We start from the raw sequence: 18,037 nt of genomic DNA, 5'->3' as shown, positions 1-18,037 counted from the left end.
AAGCAGTCTTCTCTCGGATAAAGGCGAGGAATCAATGGCGATGTTCGCGGGTAACCCCGGCATCGAATTGCGCGACGATCTGTTTCCAGCCAGCGGCGGACAGCGCGGCGTCAGACAGATCCTCAGCAGGTGCGGGATCGGCGCCACGGTTGAGCCAGATGTCCGGCACCGCGTTGGCGTCAGTGCCGACACGCATCAGAAATGAACCGGCGACATCAGGAGTTGCACTACGGCCGAAATAGGCGCGGTCGGCGAGCATCTGCCATGCGTGACCGCCACGGCTGACCGAACTGGCATCCTGCGCGAACGGCGCGAAACCTTCGTCGGCCAGCATCTGAGGCGTCGGCAGGGTTTGTTGCTCTTCGCGCAGCAAGCGGATTTCGTCGAGGGTCACTCGCAGGTCGGCATAGATGCCTTGCTCGGCGGCGCTGAGATCGCGGCGGGCATCGTACTGATTACTGGCAACCGGCTCCGCTTCATGAGAAACCCCGCGCCACGCCACCACCGAGCCGGCGACCGCGAGGATCAGCAGGCACAACAGCAGCACGTTGAGGGTTTCATGACCGGCGCCGGCCGGGCGTACCACTTGCGTCGTCGGGGTACTCATGGGGCTTCGATATCCGCCTGGTCGATTTCCACCACGTGGCCGGGGCCGGCGTCGAACAGCACATAGAACTCGCTGCCGGGCTTCTTGAACGTCAGGGTCGAGTCATCGCCTAGTTTGCCCGGCACCAGAATGGTTTCATCGTAGCCGATCACATCCAGAGTCACGCCTGGCGCGCCGCTGCCATCGGAGAAACCGCCGGTGCATCTGATCTGTTCGGCATCGATGGCTTTGCATTCGCACATCGGGTTGTGCGCCAAAGCGCCGGTACTGAAACCGGCGCTCAGCAGCAGCGCGGCGCTGGCGAGCAAACGGGTATGAAGGGGTGAGCGAGTCATGGTTTGGCTCCTTGTTTGTTCAGCCATGCAACCGTGGCGGGGGAGGCTTGGCTCAGGGGAATCGCGGCTTGGTGCATGCTGCCGTCCCAGCCTTCCATGGTGATCCACAGCTCGGCGTCAGGTTTGGTCTTTGCCGGGATCGGCATTTGCGTGCCCATGCGATAAGGCGTACCGAAGAAGATCGTGCCAGCGGCGCGCAGACTGCGCGGTTTGCCGATGCGCAGGTAAGTCGCCTTGACCTGTTCGACGCAGGCATCACAAACGGCGGCAGTGAAATCCTTCATATAGCCGGCCGGACCGCTCAGGTGCGGCGCCTCTTCGCGTAACTCGGCCAGGCGCAGGCTCCATGGGCCGACCTGAACCGTGCCAATTTCCCGTTGACCCAGGCCACTGTCGCCGCGAAACAGCGAGGCATCGGCAAAGTATTTCGGCATGAAGCCCAGCGGGATCAGCAGCAGCAGGACATTGATGTGGAAGCGCCACTTGTGCCAGAAACGCGACAGGCGCGAGGGCGGTGTGACCGAGATGGCTTTGTTCACAGGCTGGCCTCCGAAGGTTCACGGCGCAGCGCCGGTTGGGCGGTGACACGGTTTTTCTTGTCCTCGCGTTTCAGCGCATTGGCGGTGGCCAACGCGGTGCGCTTGGTCCAGATCAGCAGGCCGCTGAGGATCATCATGCTCAGCAACAGACCGAAGAAGAACCAGATCAATTTGATCCAGATGCCGCCGAAGTCACCGGTATGCAGCGGACGCATGGATTCGGTGACGAATTCCAGCGAGGAGCGGTCGGACAGCAAGCGTGAGGAAGCCATTTCGCCGTTGTAGGGGTTGAGTGTCGCGGTCTGATACATCAGCGGATACCAGCCACGGCCGCTGACGCTCATGTGCGAGTAGGCATTGCCCGGCAGGTTGACGTAGCTGGCTTCCAGCCCCGGAATCTTCTGCTGAGCGATTTCGATGGCGCGGTTCAGGCTGATGCGCGGCGGCGGGGTGCCGGCGGCCGAAATCGGCACACTTTCGCGGGACATCGCCGGAATGATCGGCTCGCTGGAAATCGAAATCTGGTTATCGAACAGGATCGCCTTGATCAGGAACCAGATGCCGGTGATGGAAATCACCGCGATGAACCAGATCGACCAGATGCCGCACAGGCGATGGAAGTCGCCCCAGAAGATCCGCGCGCCGTGGCGCACGCGCAGGGTCGGGCGCAGAAAACCTTTCCAGAAGCGTTTGTAGACCACCAGCCCGGTAATCAGCGACACCAGCATCGGCACGCCGAGCAGCGACACCAGATACCAGCCCCAGCTGTAGCCATTGGTGAACGGCACCAGCCACCAGCCATGCAGGGCGCGGGTAAAGGCCTTGAAATCGAAGGCCGGCGCGGTGCCCTGAATGACCCCCGTGTACGGATTGACATACACCGTCAACGAGCGCCCGTCGGGGTAGCTGACTTCGACGTCGAGGGCAAAGTGCGACTCGTCGGGGCGATTGATGCTCTGCACCAGGGTTTGCGGCTCGGCTTGTTTGATCGCGGCGATGATCTGGTCGTAGCTCAGTCGCGGCGCATCGTCCGACGGCTGACTGGCGCGCATTTGCGGGTTGGCCAGCCAGACAATCTCCTGGCTGACCACCGCCAGCGTGCCGGTGACACAGACGATCAATACAAAGAACCAGATCGGCAACGCCAGCCAGCTATGCACCAGGAACCACAGTTTGGAACGGGATTTCTTCGACATGATTGCGCGTCTTGATTGCGGTGGAAGGGGCCGGGCTACGGGCTTCGCAGCACGGAACTCCCCGGGAGGCCGCTCGTGGCTTTTGCCTACGCGAACGGCCTGCATTCCTATAAGACGGATGAGCGAAGAAAATCCCGAAAGCGGATATGAAAGCAAATGTTTCGCAATTACATCGGCAGTGCATATTTTGCCGGTTGATCCGAGGCAACAAGCCCTCAGCCTTGGTTGAACATCTCCATCGCTCGCTGGCGAATCTGCTCTTCGCTCAAATCCTCTTTGCGCGTGGCGAGAAACCACAGATGGCCGAACGGATCTCTCAACGTGCCGCTGCGGTCACCGTAAAACTGGTCTTTGACCTCGGAGACGCTTTGCGCCCCGGCATCCAGCGCTTGTTGAAAGGATTGGTCGACATCGGTGACGTAGAGATGCAAGCCGATCGAGACCGCTTGCTGCGGATTGCTCAGCGGTCCTTGATCGCAAGGCGTGCCGAGCATGATCGCGCCGTCGCCGATGCGCAGTTCGGCATGGCCGATGTTGCCGTCGGGCATGGTCAGGCGCATGACTTCGCTGGCATTGAAGGCTTTCTTGTAGAACTCGATGGCCTCGGCGGCCTGTTGGATGCCGAGATACGGGGTAATGCTGTGATACCCCTCGGGAATGGGTTTGACGCTCATGACGTTCTCCCTGTTTTGTTTTCAACAAATGTGGTTACGCCGGATTTGCCCGGAGCAATCACTATAGAACCGTCCTTACTGCGCGGAATTTGCGCCGACGAGCCGCGCTCATCATTCATCGCGAAAGTGCGGGCCTGGCCCTTGGTCACCGAGCATGTCGCCTTTATTGCGCAGCGGACACGCTTCCATGGACAGACAGCCGCAGCCGATGCACCCGGTCAGCTGATCGCGCATCAGCGTCATTTGCCTGATCCGTTCGTCGAGCTCGCGCTGCCATTGTTCAGAGAGCATTTTCCAGTCCGCCGCCGACGGCGCGCGATCCTGCGGCAGGATTTTCAGCGCTTCGCCGATCTCCGCCAGCGGTATCCCCAGCCGTTGCGCGACTTTGATCAACGCCACCCGGCGCAGGACGGCGCGCGGATAACGGCGCTGATTGCCGGCGTTGCGTTCACTCTTGATCAACCCTTTGGCTTCGTAAAAATGCAGCGCGGTGACCGCGACGCCACTGCGCGCCGCAACCTCGCCCACGGTGAGAGGCTTGTGCACCTGCTCCTTGCTGATCATGCGGAAAATACTCTTGACCTTGACTTAGCTAGAGGTTTTACCCTGCAGCTCTTCGGGTCGCAAGGCTCGCTTCAATAAATGGGGGCTTTCCATGAGCAATCGCAGTTTTACCCAATTGATCGAATTCGAAATCGAACCCCGTCAGCAAGCGGCGCTGGTCTCGGCACTGGCCACGCAGACCGAGGGGCTGGCCCAGCGTTCCGACGGGTTTCTCAGCGCCAGCGTGCAGGCCAGCGACGACGGCCGCCGCGTGCTGAGCTTTTTGCAGTGGCAAAGTCGCGAAGCGGGGGAGGCGGCATTTCGCAGTTTCGAAAGCGGCGAGGAGGATTTCTGGCAGTTGATCCGCACCCATCGGGCGAAAACCGTGACCTTCAATTCATTCCAGGTGCACAGCAGCATTGCCCGCAGCCACGACGATGCGCTGCATTGCCGTCTGCCGGTTTAGCCAGTATTAGCGCAAAGCTGATAGCCACTATTGAGAGCGTTGATTTCTGCGCGAGCGTGCCCGGGCGTAGCCTTTCTCCATCGACCCCACATTGCTCGCCAGGACGCTCCCATGAACCGTTTACTGACTGTTTCGCTGACGCTCGCTGTTTCCGTACTCGCCGGTTGTGCCGGCCATGTTTCGCCCGAGCTGCGCCCTTACACCGCTGAAGAATCCCGCGAACTGGCGCTGGAAGCGCTGAACCGCAGCGGTTTGTCGTTCGACGAATACCACGCGAAAAAAGCCCAATTGCTCGGCCAGCCGCAGAAGACTTTCGGCTTCGATCAGCAGGGCGAGATGAGCGCCGAACGTGCCATACAGCTGCACGGTCGTCCAAGCTGAAAGCAAACTGTACTGCTTGAAGTTTTCCCTAACTGTCCGTGGGTTTGCCGGGCCGTGTGGGATAGGGTCAACAGCTGAATGACCCTGGATGGACTGCCTCGATGAACCTCTCGCTTGATCTGCTGTTGGGCTTTGCCCTGTTTGCCCTTGTTACCTCGATCACACCGGGGCCGAACAACACCATGTTGCTGGCGTCCGGCGTGAACTTTGGCTTCAACCGCACCATTCCGCACATGCTCGGCATCAGCTGCGGCTTCTTTCTATTGGTGGTCGCGGTGGGCTTCGGCCTTGGCGCGGTGTTTCAGGCCTATCCGATTCTGTATACGGTGCTGCGCTATGTCGGCGCGGCGTATTTGCTGTATCTGGCGTGGAAGATCGCCCACTCCGGCCCGGTCGGCGACAGCGCCGACAGCGAGGCGAAACCGATCAGCTATCTGGGCGCCGCGGCGTTCCAATGGGTCAACCCCAAGGCTTGGATCATGGCCATCGGTGCCATCAGCACCTATACGCCGATGCAGGGTTATTTCTACAACGTCGTGATCATCGCGGCGGTATTCGCCATCATCAATCTGCCCAGTGTCGGCTTGTGGGCGGCGTGCGGCACGCTGTTGCGCAATGTGCTCAAGGATCCGCGCTGGTTGCGCGTGTTCAATTGGGGCATGGCGGCGCTGTTGGTGATCTCGCTGTATCCGTTACTTCTCGAAAGCTTTCATTGACGCATTGCTTCAATCGCCGGCCCGATGCCTGTTAAGCTCGGTTTCAGGAGCGTTCCTACGCACTTTTAAATGAAGCCCTACTTCTTTAACGGCATCCGATCAGGTATTGATGACGCTCTCGAACCCATGCACAGCTCACGAGGCTGTGCATCGTCGTTTGCAGACACGAGCCTCCTGATCCCGGAACACGCTCTGCGAGTCCTTTATGAACACACGTCCGCTGTATTTCGATTACGCCGCCACCACCCCGGTGGACGAGCGGGTCATCCAGGTGATGATCAAATGTCTGGGTTTTCACGGTAACTTCGGTAACCCGGCGTCCAGCTCCCACGCCTTCGGCCAGCAGGCCCGGCAGACGGTCGAGCAGGCACGTCGGCAAGTCGCCGAACTGGTCGGCGCGCAGCCTGAGCAGATTGTCTGGACCTCCGGTGCCACCGAATCCAACAACCTCGCGCTCAAAGGCGTCGCCCAGGCTCGTGGCATCTCGGGCGGCCACATCATTACCAGCCAGATCGAACACAAGGCGATCCTCGACACCGCCCGGCAATTGCAGGATTCAGGCATTGCCGTGACCTATCTGGTGCCGGACGCAGAAGGCCTGATCACGCCGCAAGCGGTCCGCGAAGCGATGCGTGATGACACCTTTCTGGTGTCGCTAATGCTGGTCAACAACGAGTTGGGCACGGTCAACGATGTCGAGGCGATTGGTGAGGTGGTGCGCAGTCGGCAGGCGTTGTTTCATGTTGATGCGGCGCAAGGCGCGGGCAAAGTCGCGATCGACCTGAGCCGCTGGCCGGTGGATCTGATGTCGTTTTCCGCACACAAACTCTACGGCCCCAAGGGCATCGGCGCCTTGTATGTGGGCCCGCTCGCGCAGCAACGCCTGCAGGCGCAAATCCATGGTGGCGGTCATGAAGGTGGCCTGCGCTCCGGAACCCTGGCGACTCATCAGATTGCCGGGATGGGCGCTGCTTTCGCTTTGGCCGCCGACGCATTCGATGAAGAAAAAAACTCTATTGTCGCTTTGCGCGAACGCTTGCTCGAACAACTGATGAGTCTGCCGGGCGTGCGCCTCAATGGCAGTGCCTCGCAACGTATTCCGCACACCCTGAGCCTGACCTTCAGCGAAGGCGAGTTCAACAGCGCTGCTTTGAGCCATTCGATCGCGTTTTCCGCGACGTCGGCGTGTAATTCCGCAAGTAATGCGCCGTCCCACGTGCTGCTCGCGCTCGGGCACGATGCGCGGCTCGCGGGGCGCACCATTCGCTTGAGCCTCGGCCGGTTTACTACCGTGGAGGATGTCGACAAGGCCGTCGAACTGATCAGGACCGCCTGCACCAGTGCCCCGGCATTTTGGGCAACAGGCCTCTAAACAGCTGAAAATTATCGGCTACGAACAATAACGATGACGCGATTAGCAGGAGACATGATGAGTTCCCACAGCTTGACCGAAGGATCGGTGCCTCAGCGCCTGGCGCATACCCGTGAACTGATGCGCCGCGAAGGCATCCATGCGCTGCTGGTGCCGTCCGCCGACCCGCATCTGTCGGAATATTTGCCGGGTTACTGGCAGGGCCGGCAATGGCTGTCGGGTTTCCACGGCTCGGTCGGTACGCTGATCGTCACCGCTGATTTCGCCGGTGTGTGGGCCGACAGTCGTTACTGGGAACAGGCGACGAAAGAGCTCAACGGCAGCGGCATCGAACTGGTCAAGCTGCAACCGGGGCAGCCGAGCCCGCTGGACTGGCTGGCGGAGCAAACACCCGAGGGCGGCGTGGTTGCAGTGGATGGTGCAGTAATGGCGGTGGCTTCGGCGCGCACACTGAGCAGCAAGCTTGAGGCACGCGGTGCTCGCCTGCGCACCGATACCGACCTGTTGCAGGAAGTCTGGCGTGATCGCCCGAGCCTGCCGAACGCGCCGATCTATCAGCATCTGCCGCCACAAGCGACCGTCAGCCGTGGCGAGAAACTGGCGAAATTGCGCGAAACCTTGCAAGAGCGTGGCGCCGATTGGCATTTCATCGCCACCCTCGACGACATCGCTTGGCTGTTCAACCTGCGTGGCGGTGATGTTTCGTTCAATCCGGTGTTTGTTTCGTTCGCCTTGATCAATCAGCAACAGGCCACGCTGTTCGTGGCGCTGAGCAAGGTCGATGCCGATCTGCGCGCGGTGCTTGAGCAGGATGGCGTGACGCTGCGTGACTACCGCGAAGTGGCCGATGCATTGCGTGCTGTGCCGAGTGACGCGAGCCTGCTGGTCGATCCGGCGCGAGTGACCACGGGGTTGCTGGACAACTTGGACAGTGGCGTGAAACTGGTCGAGGGTCTCAACCCGACTACGTTGGCCAAATCGCAGAAAAGCGAAGCCGACGCTCAGCACATCCGTAAAGCCATGGAGCAGGATGGCGCGGCGTTGTGCGAATTCTTCACCTGGCTGGAATCGGCGTGGGGGCGCGAGCGCATCACCGAGCTGACCATTGACGAAAAACTCACCGCTGCCCGCGAACGTCGTCCCGATTATGTTTCGCTGAGCTTCAACACGATTGCTGCGTTCAACGCCAACGGCGCGATGCCGCACTATCACGCTACTGAAGAAGAGCATGCTGTGATCGAGGGTGATGGTCTGTTGCTCATCGATTCCGGCGGCCAGTACCTCGGCGGGACCACAGACATCACCCGCATGGTCCCGGTGGGCACGCCGACGCAAGAGCAGAAACAGGATTGCACGCGCGTGTTGAAAGGCGTGATTGCGCTGTCGCGGGCACGATTCCCGAAAGGCATTCTGTCACCTCTGCTCGACGCCATCGCCCGTGCGCCGATCTGGGCTGACAACGTCGACTACGGTCACGGCACCGGTCATGGCGTGGGCTATTTCCTCAATGTTCACGAAGGTCCGCAAGTGATCGCTTATCAAGCGGCACCGGCACCGCAGACGGCGATGCAGCCGGGGATGATTACCTCGATCGAACCCGGCACTTATCGCCCGGGCCGCTGGGGCGTGCGCATCGAGAACCTGGCGATGAACCGCGAGGCCGGCAGCAGCGAATTCGGCGACTTCCTCGAGTTCGAAACCCTGACGCTGTGCCCGATTGATACCCGCTGCCTGATTGCCGACCTGCTGACCCAAGAAGAAAAGCAGTGGCTGAACGACTACCATCGCGAAGTGCGCGAGCGTCTGAGCCCATTGCTGGACGGTGCGGCGCTGAGCTGGCTGAACGAGCGTACTGTGGCCGTTTGATCGATTTACCCAAGGCGCCGCTCGCGGTGCCTTGGGGCTCGGCTTCAATCCTGGCGCAACGCCTCTTCTACGAAGTCGAGTCGATCCTGACCGAAGTACAACTGATCGCCGATGAACATGCTGGGAGCACCGAAAACGCCGCGCTTGATGGCGGCTTCGGTGTTTTCCTTGAGAGTGGCTTTGACCGATTCATCGTTGCACAGCGTCATGATCTCTTGAGGATCGAAGCCGTTTTCAGTCAGCACGGCGGCGATGGTCTGCGGGTCATTGAGGTTGCGGCCTTCCACCCAAAGGGCCCTGAACAGGCAATCGACGAACTCGGCGAAGCGTTGCGGCTGATGTAGTTGGATGCCGGTGACGGCACGCATCAATGTCAGCGTATTGATCGGAAAGTGCGGATTGAGTCTGAGCTGGACGCCATAGCGTTTGGCGAAGCGATCCAGGTCCAGAAACATGTAGCGACCCTTGGCCGGAATCATTGCTGGCGAAGCGTTGCCAGTGGCTTTGAACACCCCTCCCAACAGCATTGGAATGTAGGTCAATTCGCTTTGGGTATCAGCGCAAATCTTCGGCAGTTGGGTGTACGCCAGATAGGTGGCGGGGCTGCCAAGGTCGAAATAGAATTCCACGGTTTTCGTCATGATCAAGTTGCGCTCTTGTTGTTGTAATCCGGGAGAGGGCTTACCAGCGTTCATTCCATGGGCGCAGGTCCAGCTCGAAGGTCCAGGCATCCCGAGGCTGACTGTGCAGATACCAGTAGTTTTCGGCAATGTGCTCTGGCTTGAGAATGCCGTCCTGATCCTTGGTCGCGTATTTCTCAGGAAAGCTGTTACGGATGAAATCGGTGTCGATCGCACCATCAACCACAATGTGGGCGACATGAATGTTCATCGGCCCCAACTCTCTCGCCATGCTTTGTGCCAATGCGCGAATGCCATGTTTGGCTCCAGCGAAAGCGGCGAACCCTGAAGCACCGCGCAATCCGGCAGTGGCACCGGTGAACAGAATCGTGCCGCGCTGCCGGGTCACCATGCGCTTGGCCACTTCACGGGCATTGAGAAAGCCGGAGAAGCAGGCCATCTCCCAGATCTTGAAATATTTGCGTGCGGTTTCTTCGAGAATGCTGCAGGGCACGTTGGCACCGATGTTGAAGACAAAGGCCTCAATCGGGCCGACTCGGGTTTCGATGTCTTCAATCAGCGCGATGACGTCTTCTTCCTTACGTGCATCGCAGGCGAAACCATGAGCCTCACCGCCCTCAGCGATGATTGCGTCAACCAGTGGCTGAAGTTTTTCGGCGCTGCGCCGGGTCACGCAGGCAATGAAACCTTCACTGGCAAAACGCTTGGCAATCGCTCCGCCCGTGGCATCCCCGGCCCCGACAACCAATACGACCTTCTTGTTATTCATGGGTGAATCCCTTTGGGTTAACGATCGTTTAGTTAACGAACGTTATGCTAGGATTCGGGCAGCGTCAAGGCGAGCTATTTCAGGAGATGACATGCGTTATTCGGCCGGACACAAATCGGAAACCCGCGAACGGTTGCTGCAAAGCAGCGCGCTGTCGGCGAAAAAATCGGGGTTTTCCACAGTGGGCGTGGATGGCCTGATGAAAGCCATCGGTTTGAGTGGCGCGGCGTTCTACAGCCACTTTTCATCCAAGGATGCCTTGTTCGCAGCCATCGTCGAGCGGGAGTTGAGCGAGAGTCTTGAGCGTCTTGGCGGGCAGGGCGGTGCGGATCGGCAGCGACTGGAGCGTTGTCTGAAGCATTACCTGAGCATGGCCCACGTCGAACAACCCGAGGTCGGTTGCGCGCTGCCGACATTGGGCGCGGAGATTGCCCGTGCCGATGTGCAGGTGCGTGAGCAGGCTGAAGAGTGGATCTGTCGTCTTCAGCAAAGCTGGGCGCAGATACTGGAAAGCGAAAGTCTGGCCTGGTCGGTACTTTCGCAATGCGTGGGTGCGTTGGTGGTCGCGCGTATGCTGGCAACACCGGACGTGCAGCGTACGGTGTTGCGCTCGAGTCACGAGGAAATTACACGTCAGCTCGCTTTGCCACGAGCCGAGTAGTTATTTGCAGATGACGATCATGCTGCGGCTGGTATAACCGGCGGGGTTCAAGCCGAACGGATAGTCACCAGGTTCCTCTACCGCATCCCCGGATTTGGCGATCACCTTGTAGCCCTTGGGGGCGCAGGAGTTGGCGGCGCTGGTGTAACACTTGTCCCATGAGGATGAAAGTCCGGAACAGTTGATATGCAGCCCCTTCTTGCCGCGTTTGACCTGGGTTTCCGAGGTCGCTGCGCAACTCGCGATCGCCAGAAGGGCGATCAATAGCAAAATTCGTTTCATTACCATCCTTAATAGCGGCCACGAGTCTGGTGCTCGGGTCTGCCTGTATTCGCTCGCGTTTGCAGCGTTGTGCCGTCCTTTGCGAAAAAATCCATGCCTGGCGATGGGTTACGAAGCTAAACATGGCCTAAATGAGCGCCAATTACCAGAGTCAGTTTGATTACGCCTCAGTCGGCCGCTACCGCGGGCTTTGCTCCGTTACCCATGGTCATCGTTGCGCCCACGGAAGCCAGGATAATGCACAGGATGGCCAGCCATTGTGACAATGAAAGGTATTCCTGGAGAAAGAGCAGGCCTGACAGCGCGCCGAATGCCGGTTCGATACTCATGAGCGTGCCGAAGGTGCGTGCTGGCATTCGAGTGAGGGCGACCATTTCCAGGGTGTAGGGCAGGGCGGTGGATAGAATGGCGACTCCGATAGCAATCGGAATCAGTGATGGTGTAAGCAGCGCAGCGCCGGCATGAACGATTCCGATCGGCGCCACGAACAGCGCGGCGATCATCACGCCCAGCGCAGCCGTCGTTACGCCATTGTCGGCGCCAGCCTTCTGCCCAAACAAAATGTATAACGCCCAGCAGACCCCGGCTCCCAACGCATAGCCCGCACCGACCAAGTCAATGCCAGCAGTTGTTGCTCCAGTAGGTATCAATAGAAGCAAGCCGGCCGCGGCGAGAGCGATCCAGACAAAATCGATGGCGCGACGTGAGGCATATATAGCTACAGCCAGCGGGCCGGTGAATTCCAGCGCAACGGCGATGCCCAGCGGCACCGTCCGTAAGGACATATAGAAGAGGAAGTTCATTCCGCCCAGTGCCATTCCGTAGACGATCACGGTACGAAGGGACTTGGCGGTCAGCTTTGCACGCCATGGGCGCAGTATCAGCAGCATGATCACGCTGGCGAAGATCAGGCGCAGCGTGGTGGTTCCTTGTGCGCCGATAATCGGGAACATGCTTTTGGCCAGAGAAGCACCTGACTGGATGGATGCCATGGCGATCATGAGCAGGCCCACCGGAAACAATGTCGAGGCGAGAGAGCGGGGTTGGTCATTCATTGCGTGGCAGCATCCAAGGCAAAAACAGTATTGTTGTGGGGATGGGCAATATACTGCGCATCGGAGTGGGCTGCGTCTATATATAGAGGCGCTTTTTACTCTTTTGGAAGAAAAGCGAAATTAACGGTTGACGGCAGATTCCAAGGGCCTATAATTCGCCCCACTTCCGGCGCGGTCGAAACGGAAAACTCCTTGAGATTCAAAGAGTTACGCAGTTTTCGACAGCGGCTTGCTTCAGATCATCGAAGCCTGGAAGGAGTTGAAAGAGCAGTGATGTGTAGCTCTTTTAACGGTTCGATCTTCTCGGTCGAAAGCGGAGAAAAAGAGGTGTTGACAGCAGCGATTAACGCTGTAGAATTCGCCTCCCGCTGACGAGAGATCGGAAGCGCAAGTGGTTGAAGTGGTTGAAGTTGTTGAAGAATTCTTCGAAAACTTCTGAAAATAATCACTTGACAGCAAATGAGGCTGCTGTAGAATGCGCGCCTCGGTTGAGACGAAAGATCTTAACCAACCGCTCTTTAACAACTGAATCAAGCAATTCGTGTGGGTGCTTGTGCAGTCAGACTGATAGTCAACAAGATTATCAGCATCACAAGTTACTCCGCGAGAAATCAAAGATGTAACCAACGATTGCTGAGCTAAGTTTAGGGTTTCTTAAAAACCCAAAGATGTTTGAACTGAAGAGTTTGATCATGGCTCAGATTGAACGCTGGCGGCAGGCCTAACACATGCAAGTCGAGCGGATGAAAGGAGCTTGCTCCTGGATTCAGCGGCGGACGGGTGAGTAATGCCTAGGAATCTGCCTGGTAGTGGGGGACAACGTTTCGAAAGGAACGCTAATACCGCATACGTCCTACGGGAGAAAGCAGGGGACCTTCGGGCCTTGCGCTATCAGATGAGCCTAGGTCGGATTAGCTAGTTGGTGAGGTAATGGCTCACCAAGGCGACGATCCGTAACTGGTCTGAGAGGATGATCAGTCACACTGGAACTGAGACACGGTCCAGACTCCTACGGGAGGCAGCAGTGGGGAATATTGGACAATGGGCGAAAGCCTGATCCAGCCATGCCGCGTGTGTGAAGAAGGTCTTCGGATTGTAAAGCACTTTAAGTTGGGAGGAAGGGTTGTAGATTAATACTCTGCAATTTTGACGTTACCGACAGAATAAGCACCGGCTAACTCTGTGCCAGCAGCCGCGGTAATACAGAGGGTGCAAGCGTTAATCGGAATTACTGGGCGTAAAGCGCGCGTAGGTGGTTTGTTAAGTTGGATGTGAAATCCCCGGGCTCAACCTGGGAACTGCATCCAAAACTGGCAAGCTAGAGTATGGTAGAGGGTGGTGGAATTTCCTGTGTAGCGGTGAAATGCGTAGATATAGGAAGGAACACCAGTGGCGAAGGCGACCACCTGGACTGATACTGACACTGAGGTGCGAAAGCGTGGGGAGCAAACAGGATTAGATACCCTGGTAGTCCACGCCGTAAACGATGTCAACTAGCCGTTGGGAGCCTTGAGCTCTTAGTGGCGCAGCTAACGCATTAAGTTGACCGCCTGGGGAGTACGGCCGCAAGGTTAAAACTCAAATGAATTGACGGGGGCCCGCACAAGCGGTGGAGCATGTGGTTTAATTCGAAGCAACGCGAAGAACCTTACCAGGCCTTGACATCCAATGAACTTTCCAGAGATGGATTGGTGCCTTCGGGAACATTGAGACAGGTGCTGCATGGCTGTCGTCAGCTCGTGTCGTGAGATGTTGGGTTAAGTCCCGTAACGAGCGCAACCCTTGTCCTTAGTTACCAGCACGTAATGGTGGGCACTCTAAGGAGACTGCCGGTGACAAACCGGAGGAAGGTGGGGATGACGTCAAGTCATCATGGCCCTTACGGCCTGGGCTACACACGTGCTACAATGGTCGGTACAAAGGGTTGCCAAGCCGCGAGGTGGAGCTAATCCCATAAAACCGATCGTAGTCCGGATCGCAGTCTGCAACTCGACTGCGTGAAGTCGGAATCGCTAGTAATCGCGAATCAGAATGTCGCGGTGAATACGTTCCCGGGCCTTGTACACACCGCCCGTCACACCATGGGAGTGGGTTGCACCAGAAGTAGCTAGTCTAACCTTCGGGAGGACGGTTACCACGGTGTGATTCATGACTGGGGTGAAGTCGTAACAAGGTAGCCGTAGGGGAACCTGCGGCTGGATCACCTCCTTAATCGACGACATCAGCTGCTGCATGAGCTCCCACACGAATTGCTTGATTCATTGAAGAAGACGATAGAAGCAGACCGAAATTGGGTCTGTAGCTCAGTTGGTTAGAGCGCACCCCTGATAAGGGTGAGGTCGGCAGTTCGAATCTGCCCAGACCCACCAATTTTGTGTGGGAAACGCCTGTAGAAATACGGGGCCATAGCTCAGCTGGGAGAGCGCCTGCCTTGCACGCAGGAGGTCAGCGGTTCGATCCCGCTTGGCTCCACCACTACTGCTTCTGAAGTTTGAAAGCTTAGAAATGAGCATTCCACCGGTTCGGTGATGAATGTTGATTTCTAGTCTTTGACTAGATCGTTCTTTAAAAATTTGGGTATGTGATAGAAAGATAGACTGAACGTTACTTTCACTGGTAACGGATCAGGCTAAGGTAAAATTTGTGAGTTCTCTTAGTTGAGAAATTCGAATTTTCGGCGAATGTCGTCTTCACAGTATAACCAGATTGCTTGGGGTTATATGGTCAAGTGAAGAAGCGCATACGGTGGATGCCTTGGCAGTCAGAGGCGATGAAAGACGTGGTAGCCTGCGAAAAGCTTCGGGGAGTCGGCAAACAGACTTTGATCCGGAGATGTCTGAATGGGGGAACCCAGCCATCATAAGATGGTTATCTTGTACTGAATACATAGGTGCAAGAGGCGAACCAGGGGAACTGAAACATCTAAGTACCCTGAGGAAAAGAAATCAACCGAGATTCCCTTAGTAGTGGCGAGCGAACGGGGACTAGCCCTTAAGTGGCTTTGAGATTAGCGGAACGCTCTGGAAAGTGCGGCCATAGTGGGTGATAGCCCTGTACGCGAAAATCTCTTAGTCATGAAATCGAGTAGGACGGAGCACGAGAAACTTTGTCTGAATATGGGGGGACCATCCTCCAAGGCTAAATACTACTGACTGACCGATAGTGAACTAGTACCGTGAGGGAAAGGCGAAAAGAACCCCGGAGAGGGGAGTGAAATAGATCCTGAAACCGTATGCGTACAAGCAGTGGGAGCAGACTTTGTTCTGTGACTGCGTACCTTTTGTATAATGGGTCAGCGACTTATTTTCAGTGGCGAGCTTAACCGAATAGGGGAGGCGTAGCGAAAGCGAGTCTTAATAGGGCGTCTAGTCGCTGGGAATAGACCCGAAACCGGGCGATCTATCCATGGGCAGGTTGAAGGTTAGGTAACACTGACTGGAGGACCGAACCGACTACCGTTGAAAAGTTAGCGGATGACCTGTGGATCGGAGTGAAAGGCTAATCAAGCTCGGAGATAGCTGGTTCTCCTCGAAAGCTATTTAGGTAGCGCCTCATGTATCACTGTAGGGGGTAGAGCACTGTTTCGGCTAGGGGGTCATCCCGACTTACCAAACCGATGCAAACTCCGAATACCTACAAGTGCCGAGCATGGGAGACACACGGCGGGTGCTAACGTCCGTCGTGAAAAGGGAAACAACCCAGACCGTCAGCTAAGGTCCCAAAGTTATGGTTAAGTGGGAAACGATGTGGGAAGGCTTAGACAGCTAGGAGGTTGGCTTAGAAGCAGCCACCCTTTAAAGAAAGCGTAATAGCTCACTAGTCGAGTCGGCCTGCGCGGAAGATGTAACGGGGCTCAAACCATACACCGAAGCTACGGGTATCATCTTCGGATGATGCGGTAGAGGAGCGTTCTGTAAGCCTGTGAAGGTGAGTTGAGAAGCTTGCTGGAGGTATCAGAAGTGCGAATGCTGACATGAGTAACGACAATGGGTGTGAAAAACACCCACGCCGAAAGACCAAGGTTTCCTGCGCAACGTTAATCGACGCAGGGTTAGTCGGTCCCTAAGGCGAGGCTGAAAAGCGTAGTCGATGGAAAACAGGTTAATATTCCTGTACTTCTGGTTATTGCGATGGAGGGACGGAGAAGGCTAGGCCAGCTTGGCGTTGGTTGTCCAAGTTTAAGGTGGTAGGCTGAGATCTTAGGTAAATCCGGGATCTTAAGGCCGAGAGCTGATGACGAGTTACCCTTTGGGTGACGAAGTGGTTGATGCCATGCTTCCAAGAAAAGCTTCTAAGCTTCAGGTAACCAGGAACCGTACCCCAAACCGACACAGGTGGTTGGGTAGAGAATACCAAGGCGCTTGAGAGAACTCGGGTGAAGGAACTAGGCAAAATGGCACCGTAACTTCGGGAGAAGGTGCGCCGGTGAGGGTGAAGGACTTGCTCCGTAAGCTCATGCCGGTCGAAGATACCAGGCCGCTGCGACTGTTTATTAAAAACACAGCACTCTGCAAACACGAAAGTGGACGTATAGGGTGTGACGCCTGCCCGGTGCCGGAAGGTTAATTGATGGGGTTAGCTAACGCGAAGCTCTTGATCGAAGCCCCGGTAAACGGCGGCCGTAACTATAACGGTCCTAAGGTAGCGAAATTCCTTGTCGGGTAAGTTCCGACCTGCACGAATGGCGTAACGATGGCGGCGCTGTCTCCACCCGAGACTCAGTGAAATTGAAATCGCTGTGAAGATGCAGTGTATCCGCGGCTAGACGGAAAGACCCCGTGAACCTTTACTATAGCTTTGCACTGGACTTTGAATTTGCTTGTGTAGGATAGGTGGGAGGCTTTGAAGCGTGGACGCCAGTTCGCGTGGAGCCATCCTTGAAATACCACCCTGGCAACTTTGAGGTTCTAACTCAGGTCCGTTATCCGGGTCGAGGACAGTGTATGGTGGGTAGTTTGACTGGGGCGGTCTCCTCCTAAAGAGTAACGGAGGAGTACGAAGGTGCGCTCAGACCGGTCGGAAATCGGTCGTAGAGTATAAAGGCAAAAGCGCGCTTGACTGCGAGACAGACACGTCGAGCAGGTACGAAAGTAGGTCTTAGTGATCCGGTGGTTCTGTATGGAAGGGCCATCGCTCAACGGATAAAAGGTACTCCGGGGATAACAGGCTGATACCGCCCAAGAGTTCATATCGACGGCGGTGTTTGGCACCTCGATGTCGGCTCATCACATCCTGGGGCTGAAGCCGGTCCCAAGGGTATGGCTGTTCGCCATTTAAAGTGGTACGCGAGCTGGGTTTAGAACGTCGTGAGACAGTTCGGTCCCTATCTGCCGTGGACGTTTGAGATTTGAGAGGGGCTGCTCCTAGTACGAGAGGACCGGAGTGGACGAACCTCTGGTGTTCCGGTTGTCACGCCAGTGGCATTGCCGGGTAGCTATGTTCGGGAAAGATAACCGCTGAAAGCATCTAAGCGGGAAACTTGCCTCAAGATGAGATCTCACTGGAACCTTGAGTTCCCTGAAGGGCCGTCGAAGACTACGACGTTGATAGGTTGGGTGTGTAAGCGCTGTGAGGCGTTGAGCTAACCAATACTAATTGCCCGTGAGGCTTGACCATATAACACCCAAGCAATTTGCTGACCTGAGAAGGCGCCAGATTGCGGTGTGTGAAGACGAAACGAACCGAAAGTTCGAAACGCACAAACACCTAGCTGTCACATACCCAATTTGCTGAAACGAGGCCATCTGGTCACGAGTCAGTACCCGAATTTCTTGACGACCATAGAGCGTTGGAACCACCTGATCCCATCCCGAACTCAGCAGTGAAACGATGCATCGCCGATGGTAGTGTGGGGTTTCCCCATGTGAGAGTAGGTCATCGTCAAGATTAAATTCCGAAACCCCAATTGCGAAAGCAGTTGGGGTTTTGTTTTGC

At 56.8% G+C, this 18,037-nt stretch carries 16 protein-coding genes, 2 tRNA genes and 3 rRNA genes; 11 read left to right on the top strand and 10 right to left on the bottom strand.

The annotated features are described in order from the left end of the window. Positions 1-31 precede the first annotated feature (31 nt). The 6 genes from ACZZZ4_RS00105 to soxR form a co-directional block, all read right to left on the bottom strand. Positions 32-607 carry a DUF6162 family protein gene (locus tag ACZZZ4_RS00105; protein ID WP_463546991.1) on the bottom strand — a complete coding sequence of 192 codons (576 nt, stop codon included), beginning with the start codon at positions 605-607 and terminating at the stop codon, positions 32-34. Further along, entirely contained in the window at positions 604-942 is a 339-nt protein-coding gene (locus ACZZZ4_RS00100) for a hypothetical protein (RefSeq protein WP_463546990.1), read from the bottom strand. Before ACZZZ4_RS00100 ends, ACZZZ4_RS00105 begins: the two co-directional genes overlap by 4 nt. Then, positions 939-1,481, bottom strand: coding sequence for a thiamine pyrophosphate-binding protein (locus ACZZZ4_RS00095; protein WP_463546989.1), 543 nt, complete (start codon positions 1,479-1,481; stop codon positions 939-941). The genes ACZZZ4_RS00100 and ACZZZ4_RS00095 overlap by 4 nt, the downstream gene beginning before the upstream one ends. Further along, positions 1,478-2,677, bottom strand: a complete 1,200-nt coding sequence (locus ACZZZ4_RS00090; RefSeq protein ID WP_463546988.1) for a PepSY-associated TM helix domain-containing protein — start codon at positions 2,675-2,677, stop codon at positions 1,478-1,480. Before ACZZZ4_RS00090 ends, ACZZZ4_RS00095 begins: the two co-directional genes overlap by 4 nt. Positions 2,678-2,892: 215 nt before the next feature. Then, entirely contained in the window at positions 2,893-3,351 is a 459-nt protein-coding gene (locus tag ACZZZ4_RS00085) for a VOC family protein (protein ID WP_415761920.1), read from the bottom strand. A gap of 111 nt (positions 3,352-3,462) precedes the next feature. Further along, positions 3,463-3,915 (bottom strand): redox-sensitive transcriptional activator SoxR, encoded by a 453-nt coding sequence (gene soxR, locus ACZZZ4_RS00080; RefSeq protein ID WP_039759792.1) that lies wholly within the window; start codon positions 3,913-3,915, stop codon positions 3,463-3,465. Positions 3,916-4,006: 91 nt separating this feature from the next. On the opposite strand from soxR, the gene ACZZZ4_RS00075 reads away from it, so the two are divergent. The 5 genes from ACZZZ4_RS00075 to ACZZZ4_RS00055 all read left to right on the top strand — a co-directional run bounded on the left by ACZZZ4_RS00075 (position 4,007) and on the right by ACZZZ4_RS00055 (position 8,695). Beyond that, a complete protein-coding gene (locus ACZZZ4_RS00075) occupies positions 4,007-4,360 on the top strand; it encodes an antibiotic biosynthesis monooxygenase (RefSeq protein WP_039759790.1) in 354 nt (117 codons plus the stop codon). A 111-nt stretch (positions 4,361-4,471) separates the two neighbouring features. Then, on the top strand, positions 4,472-4,741 hold the full coding sequence (locus tag ACZZZ4_RS00070; protein WP_039759788.1) for a lipoprotein: 270 nt from the start codon (positions 4,472-4,474) through the stop codon (positions 4,739-4,741). A gap of 101 nt (positions 4,742-4,842) precedes the next feature. After that, positions 4,843-5,457, top strand: a complete 615-nt coding sequence (locus ACZZZ4_RS00065; protein ID WP_039759787.1) for a LysE family translocator — start codon at positions 4,843-4,845, stop codon at positions 5,455-5,457. A 205-nt stretch (positions 5,458-5,662) separates the two neighbouring features. Further along, positions 5,663-6,829 (top strand): aminotransferase class V-fold PLP-dependent enzyme, encoded by a 1,167-nt coding sequence (locus ACZZZ4_RS00060; protein WP_463546987.1) that lies wholly within the window; start codon positions 5,663-5,665, stop codon positions 6,827-6,829. Positions 6,830-6,886: 57 nt separating this feature from the next. Continuing rightward, a complete protein-coding gene (locus tag ACZZZ4_RS00055) occupies positions 6,887-8,695 on the top strand; it encodes an aminopeptidase P family protein (RefSeq protein WP_463546986.1) in 1,809 nt (602 codons plus the stop codon). A 44-nt stretch (positions 8,696-8,739) separates the two neighbouring features. Here the strand turns inward: ACZZZ4_RS00055 and ACZZZ4_RS00050 are convergent, their stop codons facing one another. Both ACZZZ4_RS00050 and ACZZZ4_RS00045 read right to left on the bottom strand, forming a co-directional pair. After that, positions 8,740-9,336 carry a 2-hydroxychromene-2-carboxylate isomerase gene (locus tag ACZZZ4_RS00050; protein ID WP_463549234.1) on the bottom strand — a complete coding sequence of 199 codons (597 nt, stop codon included), beginning with the start codon at positions 9,334-9,336 and terminating at the stop codon, positions 8,740-8,742. A gap of 40 nt (positions 9,337-9,376) precedes the next feature. After that, the gene (locus ACZZZ4_RS00045; protein ID WP_415761925.1) at positions 9,377-10,105 is read right to left on the bottom strand and encodes an SDR family oxidoreductase; all 729 of its coding nucleotides are present in this window, start codon (positions 10,103-10,105) and stop codon (positions 9,377-9,379) included. 91 nt (positions 10,106-10,196) lie between these two features. On the opposite strand from ACZZZ4_RS00045, the gene ACZZZ4_RS00040 reads away from it, so the two are divergent. Then, a complete protein-coding gene (locus ACZZZ4_RS00040) occupies positions 10,197-10,766 on the top strand; it encodes a TetR/AcrR family transcriptional regulator (RefSeq protein WP_415761926.1) in 570 nt (189 codons plus the stop codon). Here the strand turns inward: ACZZZ4_RS00040 and ACZZZ4_RS00035 are convergent, their stop codons facing one another. Further along, positions 10,767-11,048, bottom strand: coding sequence for a hypothetical protein (locus ACZZZ4_RS00035; protein ID WP_039759777.1), 282 nt, complete (start codon positions 11,046-11,048; stop codon positions 10,767-10,769). A gap of 167 nt (positions 11,049-11,215) precedes the next feature. Then, positions 11,216-12,103 (bottom strand): threonine/homoserine exporter RhtA, encoded by an 888-nt coding sequence (gene rhtA, locus ACZZZ4_RS00030; protein WP_039759775.1) that lies wholly within the window; start codon positions 12,101-12,103, stop codon positions 11,216-11,218. 674 nt (positions 12,104-12,777) lie between these two features. On the opposite strand from rhtA, the gene ACZZZ4_RS00025 reads away from it, so the two are divergent. From ACZZZ4_RS00025 to rrf, 5 genes are all read left to right on the top strand, one after another. Further along, positions 12,778-14,314, top strand: a 16S ribosomal RNA gene (locus ACZZZ4_RS00025). Positions 14,315-14,395: 81 nt separating this feature from the next. Further along, a tRNA-Ile gene (locus ACZZZ4_RS00020) sits at positions 14,396-14,472 on the top strand. A 30-nt stretch (positions 14,473-14,502) separates the two neighbouring features. Then, positions 14,503-14,578, top strand: a tRNA-Ala gene (locus tag ACZZZ4_RS00015). Positions 14,579-14,825: 247 nt separating this feature from the next. Continuing rightward, positions 14,826-17,719: ribosomal RNA gene (locus ACZZZ4_RS00010) — 23S ribosomal RNA — on the top strand. 154 nt (positions 17,720-17,873) lie between these two features. Then, positions 17,874-17,989: ribosomal RNA gene (rrf, locus tag ACZZZ4_RS00005) — 5S ribosomal RNA — on the top strand. The 16S, 23S and 5S rRNA genes sit together here with 2 tRNA genes alongside, the layout of an rRNA operon. The last annotated feature ends 48 nt before the right edge of the window (positions 17,990-18,037 follow it).

The organism is Pseudomonas sp. AC252 (assembly GCF_979258105.1).
Note: the sequence above shows the minus strand (reverse complement) of the source record. Positions and strands in the feature narration are given on the sequence as shown.

What these genes read in the sequence shown, in the direction of transcription:
- ACZZZ4_RS00060 (WP_463546987.1), top strand. Translation starts at nt 5,663, where the DNA reads ATGAACACACGTCCGCTGTATTTCGATTACGCCGCCACCACCCCGGTG.
- ACZZZ4_RS00090 (WP_463546988.1), bottom strand. Translation starts at nt 2,677, where the DNA reads ATGTCGAAGAAATCCCGTTCCAAACTGTGGTTCCTGGTGCATAGCTGG.
- ACZZZ4_RS00075 (WP_039759790.1), top strand. Translation starts at nt 4,007, where the DNA reads ATGAGCAATCGCAGTTTTACCCAATTGATCGAATTCGAAATCGAACCC.
- ACZZZ4_RS00055 (WP_463546986.1), top strand. Translation starts at nt 6,887, where the DNA reads ATGAGTTCCCACAGCTTGACCGAAGGATCGGTGCCTCAGCGCCTGGCG.
- ACZZZ4_RS00050 (WP_463549234.1), bottom strand. Translation starts at nt 9,336, where the DNA reads ATGACGAAAACCGTGGAATTCTATTTCGACCTTGGCAGCCCCGCCACC.
- rhtA (WP_039759775.1), bottom strand. Translation starts at nt 12,103, where the DNA reads ATGAATGACCAACCCCGCTCTCTCGCCTCGACATTGTTTCCGGTGGGC.
- ACZZZ4_RS00040 (WP_415761926.1), top strand. Translation starts at nt 10,197, where the DNA reads ATGCGTTATTCGGCCGGACACAAATCGGAAACCCGCGAACGGTTGCTG.
- ACZZZ4_RS00065 (WP_039759787.1), top strand. Translation starts at nt 4,843, where the DNA reads ATGAACCTCTCGCTTGATCTGCTGTTGGGCTTTGCCCTGTTTGCCCTT.
- ACZZZ4_RS00035 (WP_039759777.1), bottom strand. Translation starts at nt 11,048, where the DNA reads ATGAAACGAATTTTGCTATTGATCGCCCTTCTGGCGATCGCGAGTTGC.
- ACZZZ4_RS00085 (WP_415761920.1), bottom strand. Translation starts at nt 3,351, where the DNA reads ATGAGCGTCAAACCCATTCCCGAGGGGTATCACAGCATTACCCCGTAT.
- ACZZZ4_RS00045 (WP_415761925.1), bottom strand. Translation starts at nt 10,105, where the DNA reads ATGAATAACAAGAAGGTCGTATTGGTTGTCGGGGCCGGGGATGCCACG.
- ACZZZ4_RS00070 (WP_039759788.1), top strand. Translation starts at nt 4,472, where the DNA reads ATGAACCGTTTACTGACTGTTTCGCTGACGCTCGCTGTTTCCGTACTC.
- ACZZZ4_RS00105 (WP_463546991.1), bottom strand. Translation starts at nt 607, where the DNA reads ATGAGTACCCCGACGACGCAAGTGGTACGCCCGGCCGGCGCCGGTCAT.
- ACZZZ4_RS00100 (WP_463546990.1), bottom strand. Translation starts at nt 942, where the DNA reads ATGACTCGCTCACCCCTTCATACCCGTTTGCTCGCCAGCGCCGCGCTG.
- soxR (WP_039759792.1), bottom strand. Translation starts at nt 3,915, where the DNA reads ATGATCAGCAAGGAGCAGGTGCACAAGCCTCTCACCGTGGGCGAGGTT.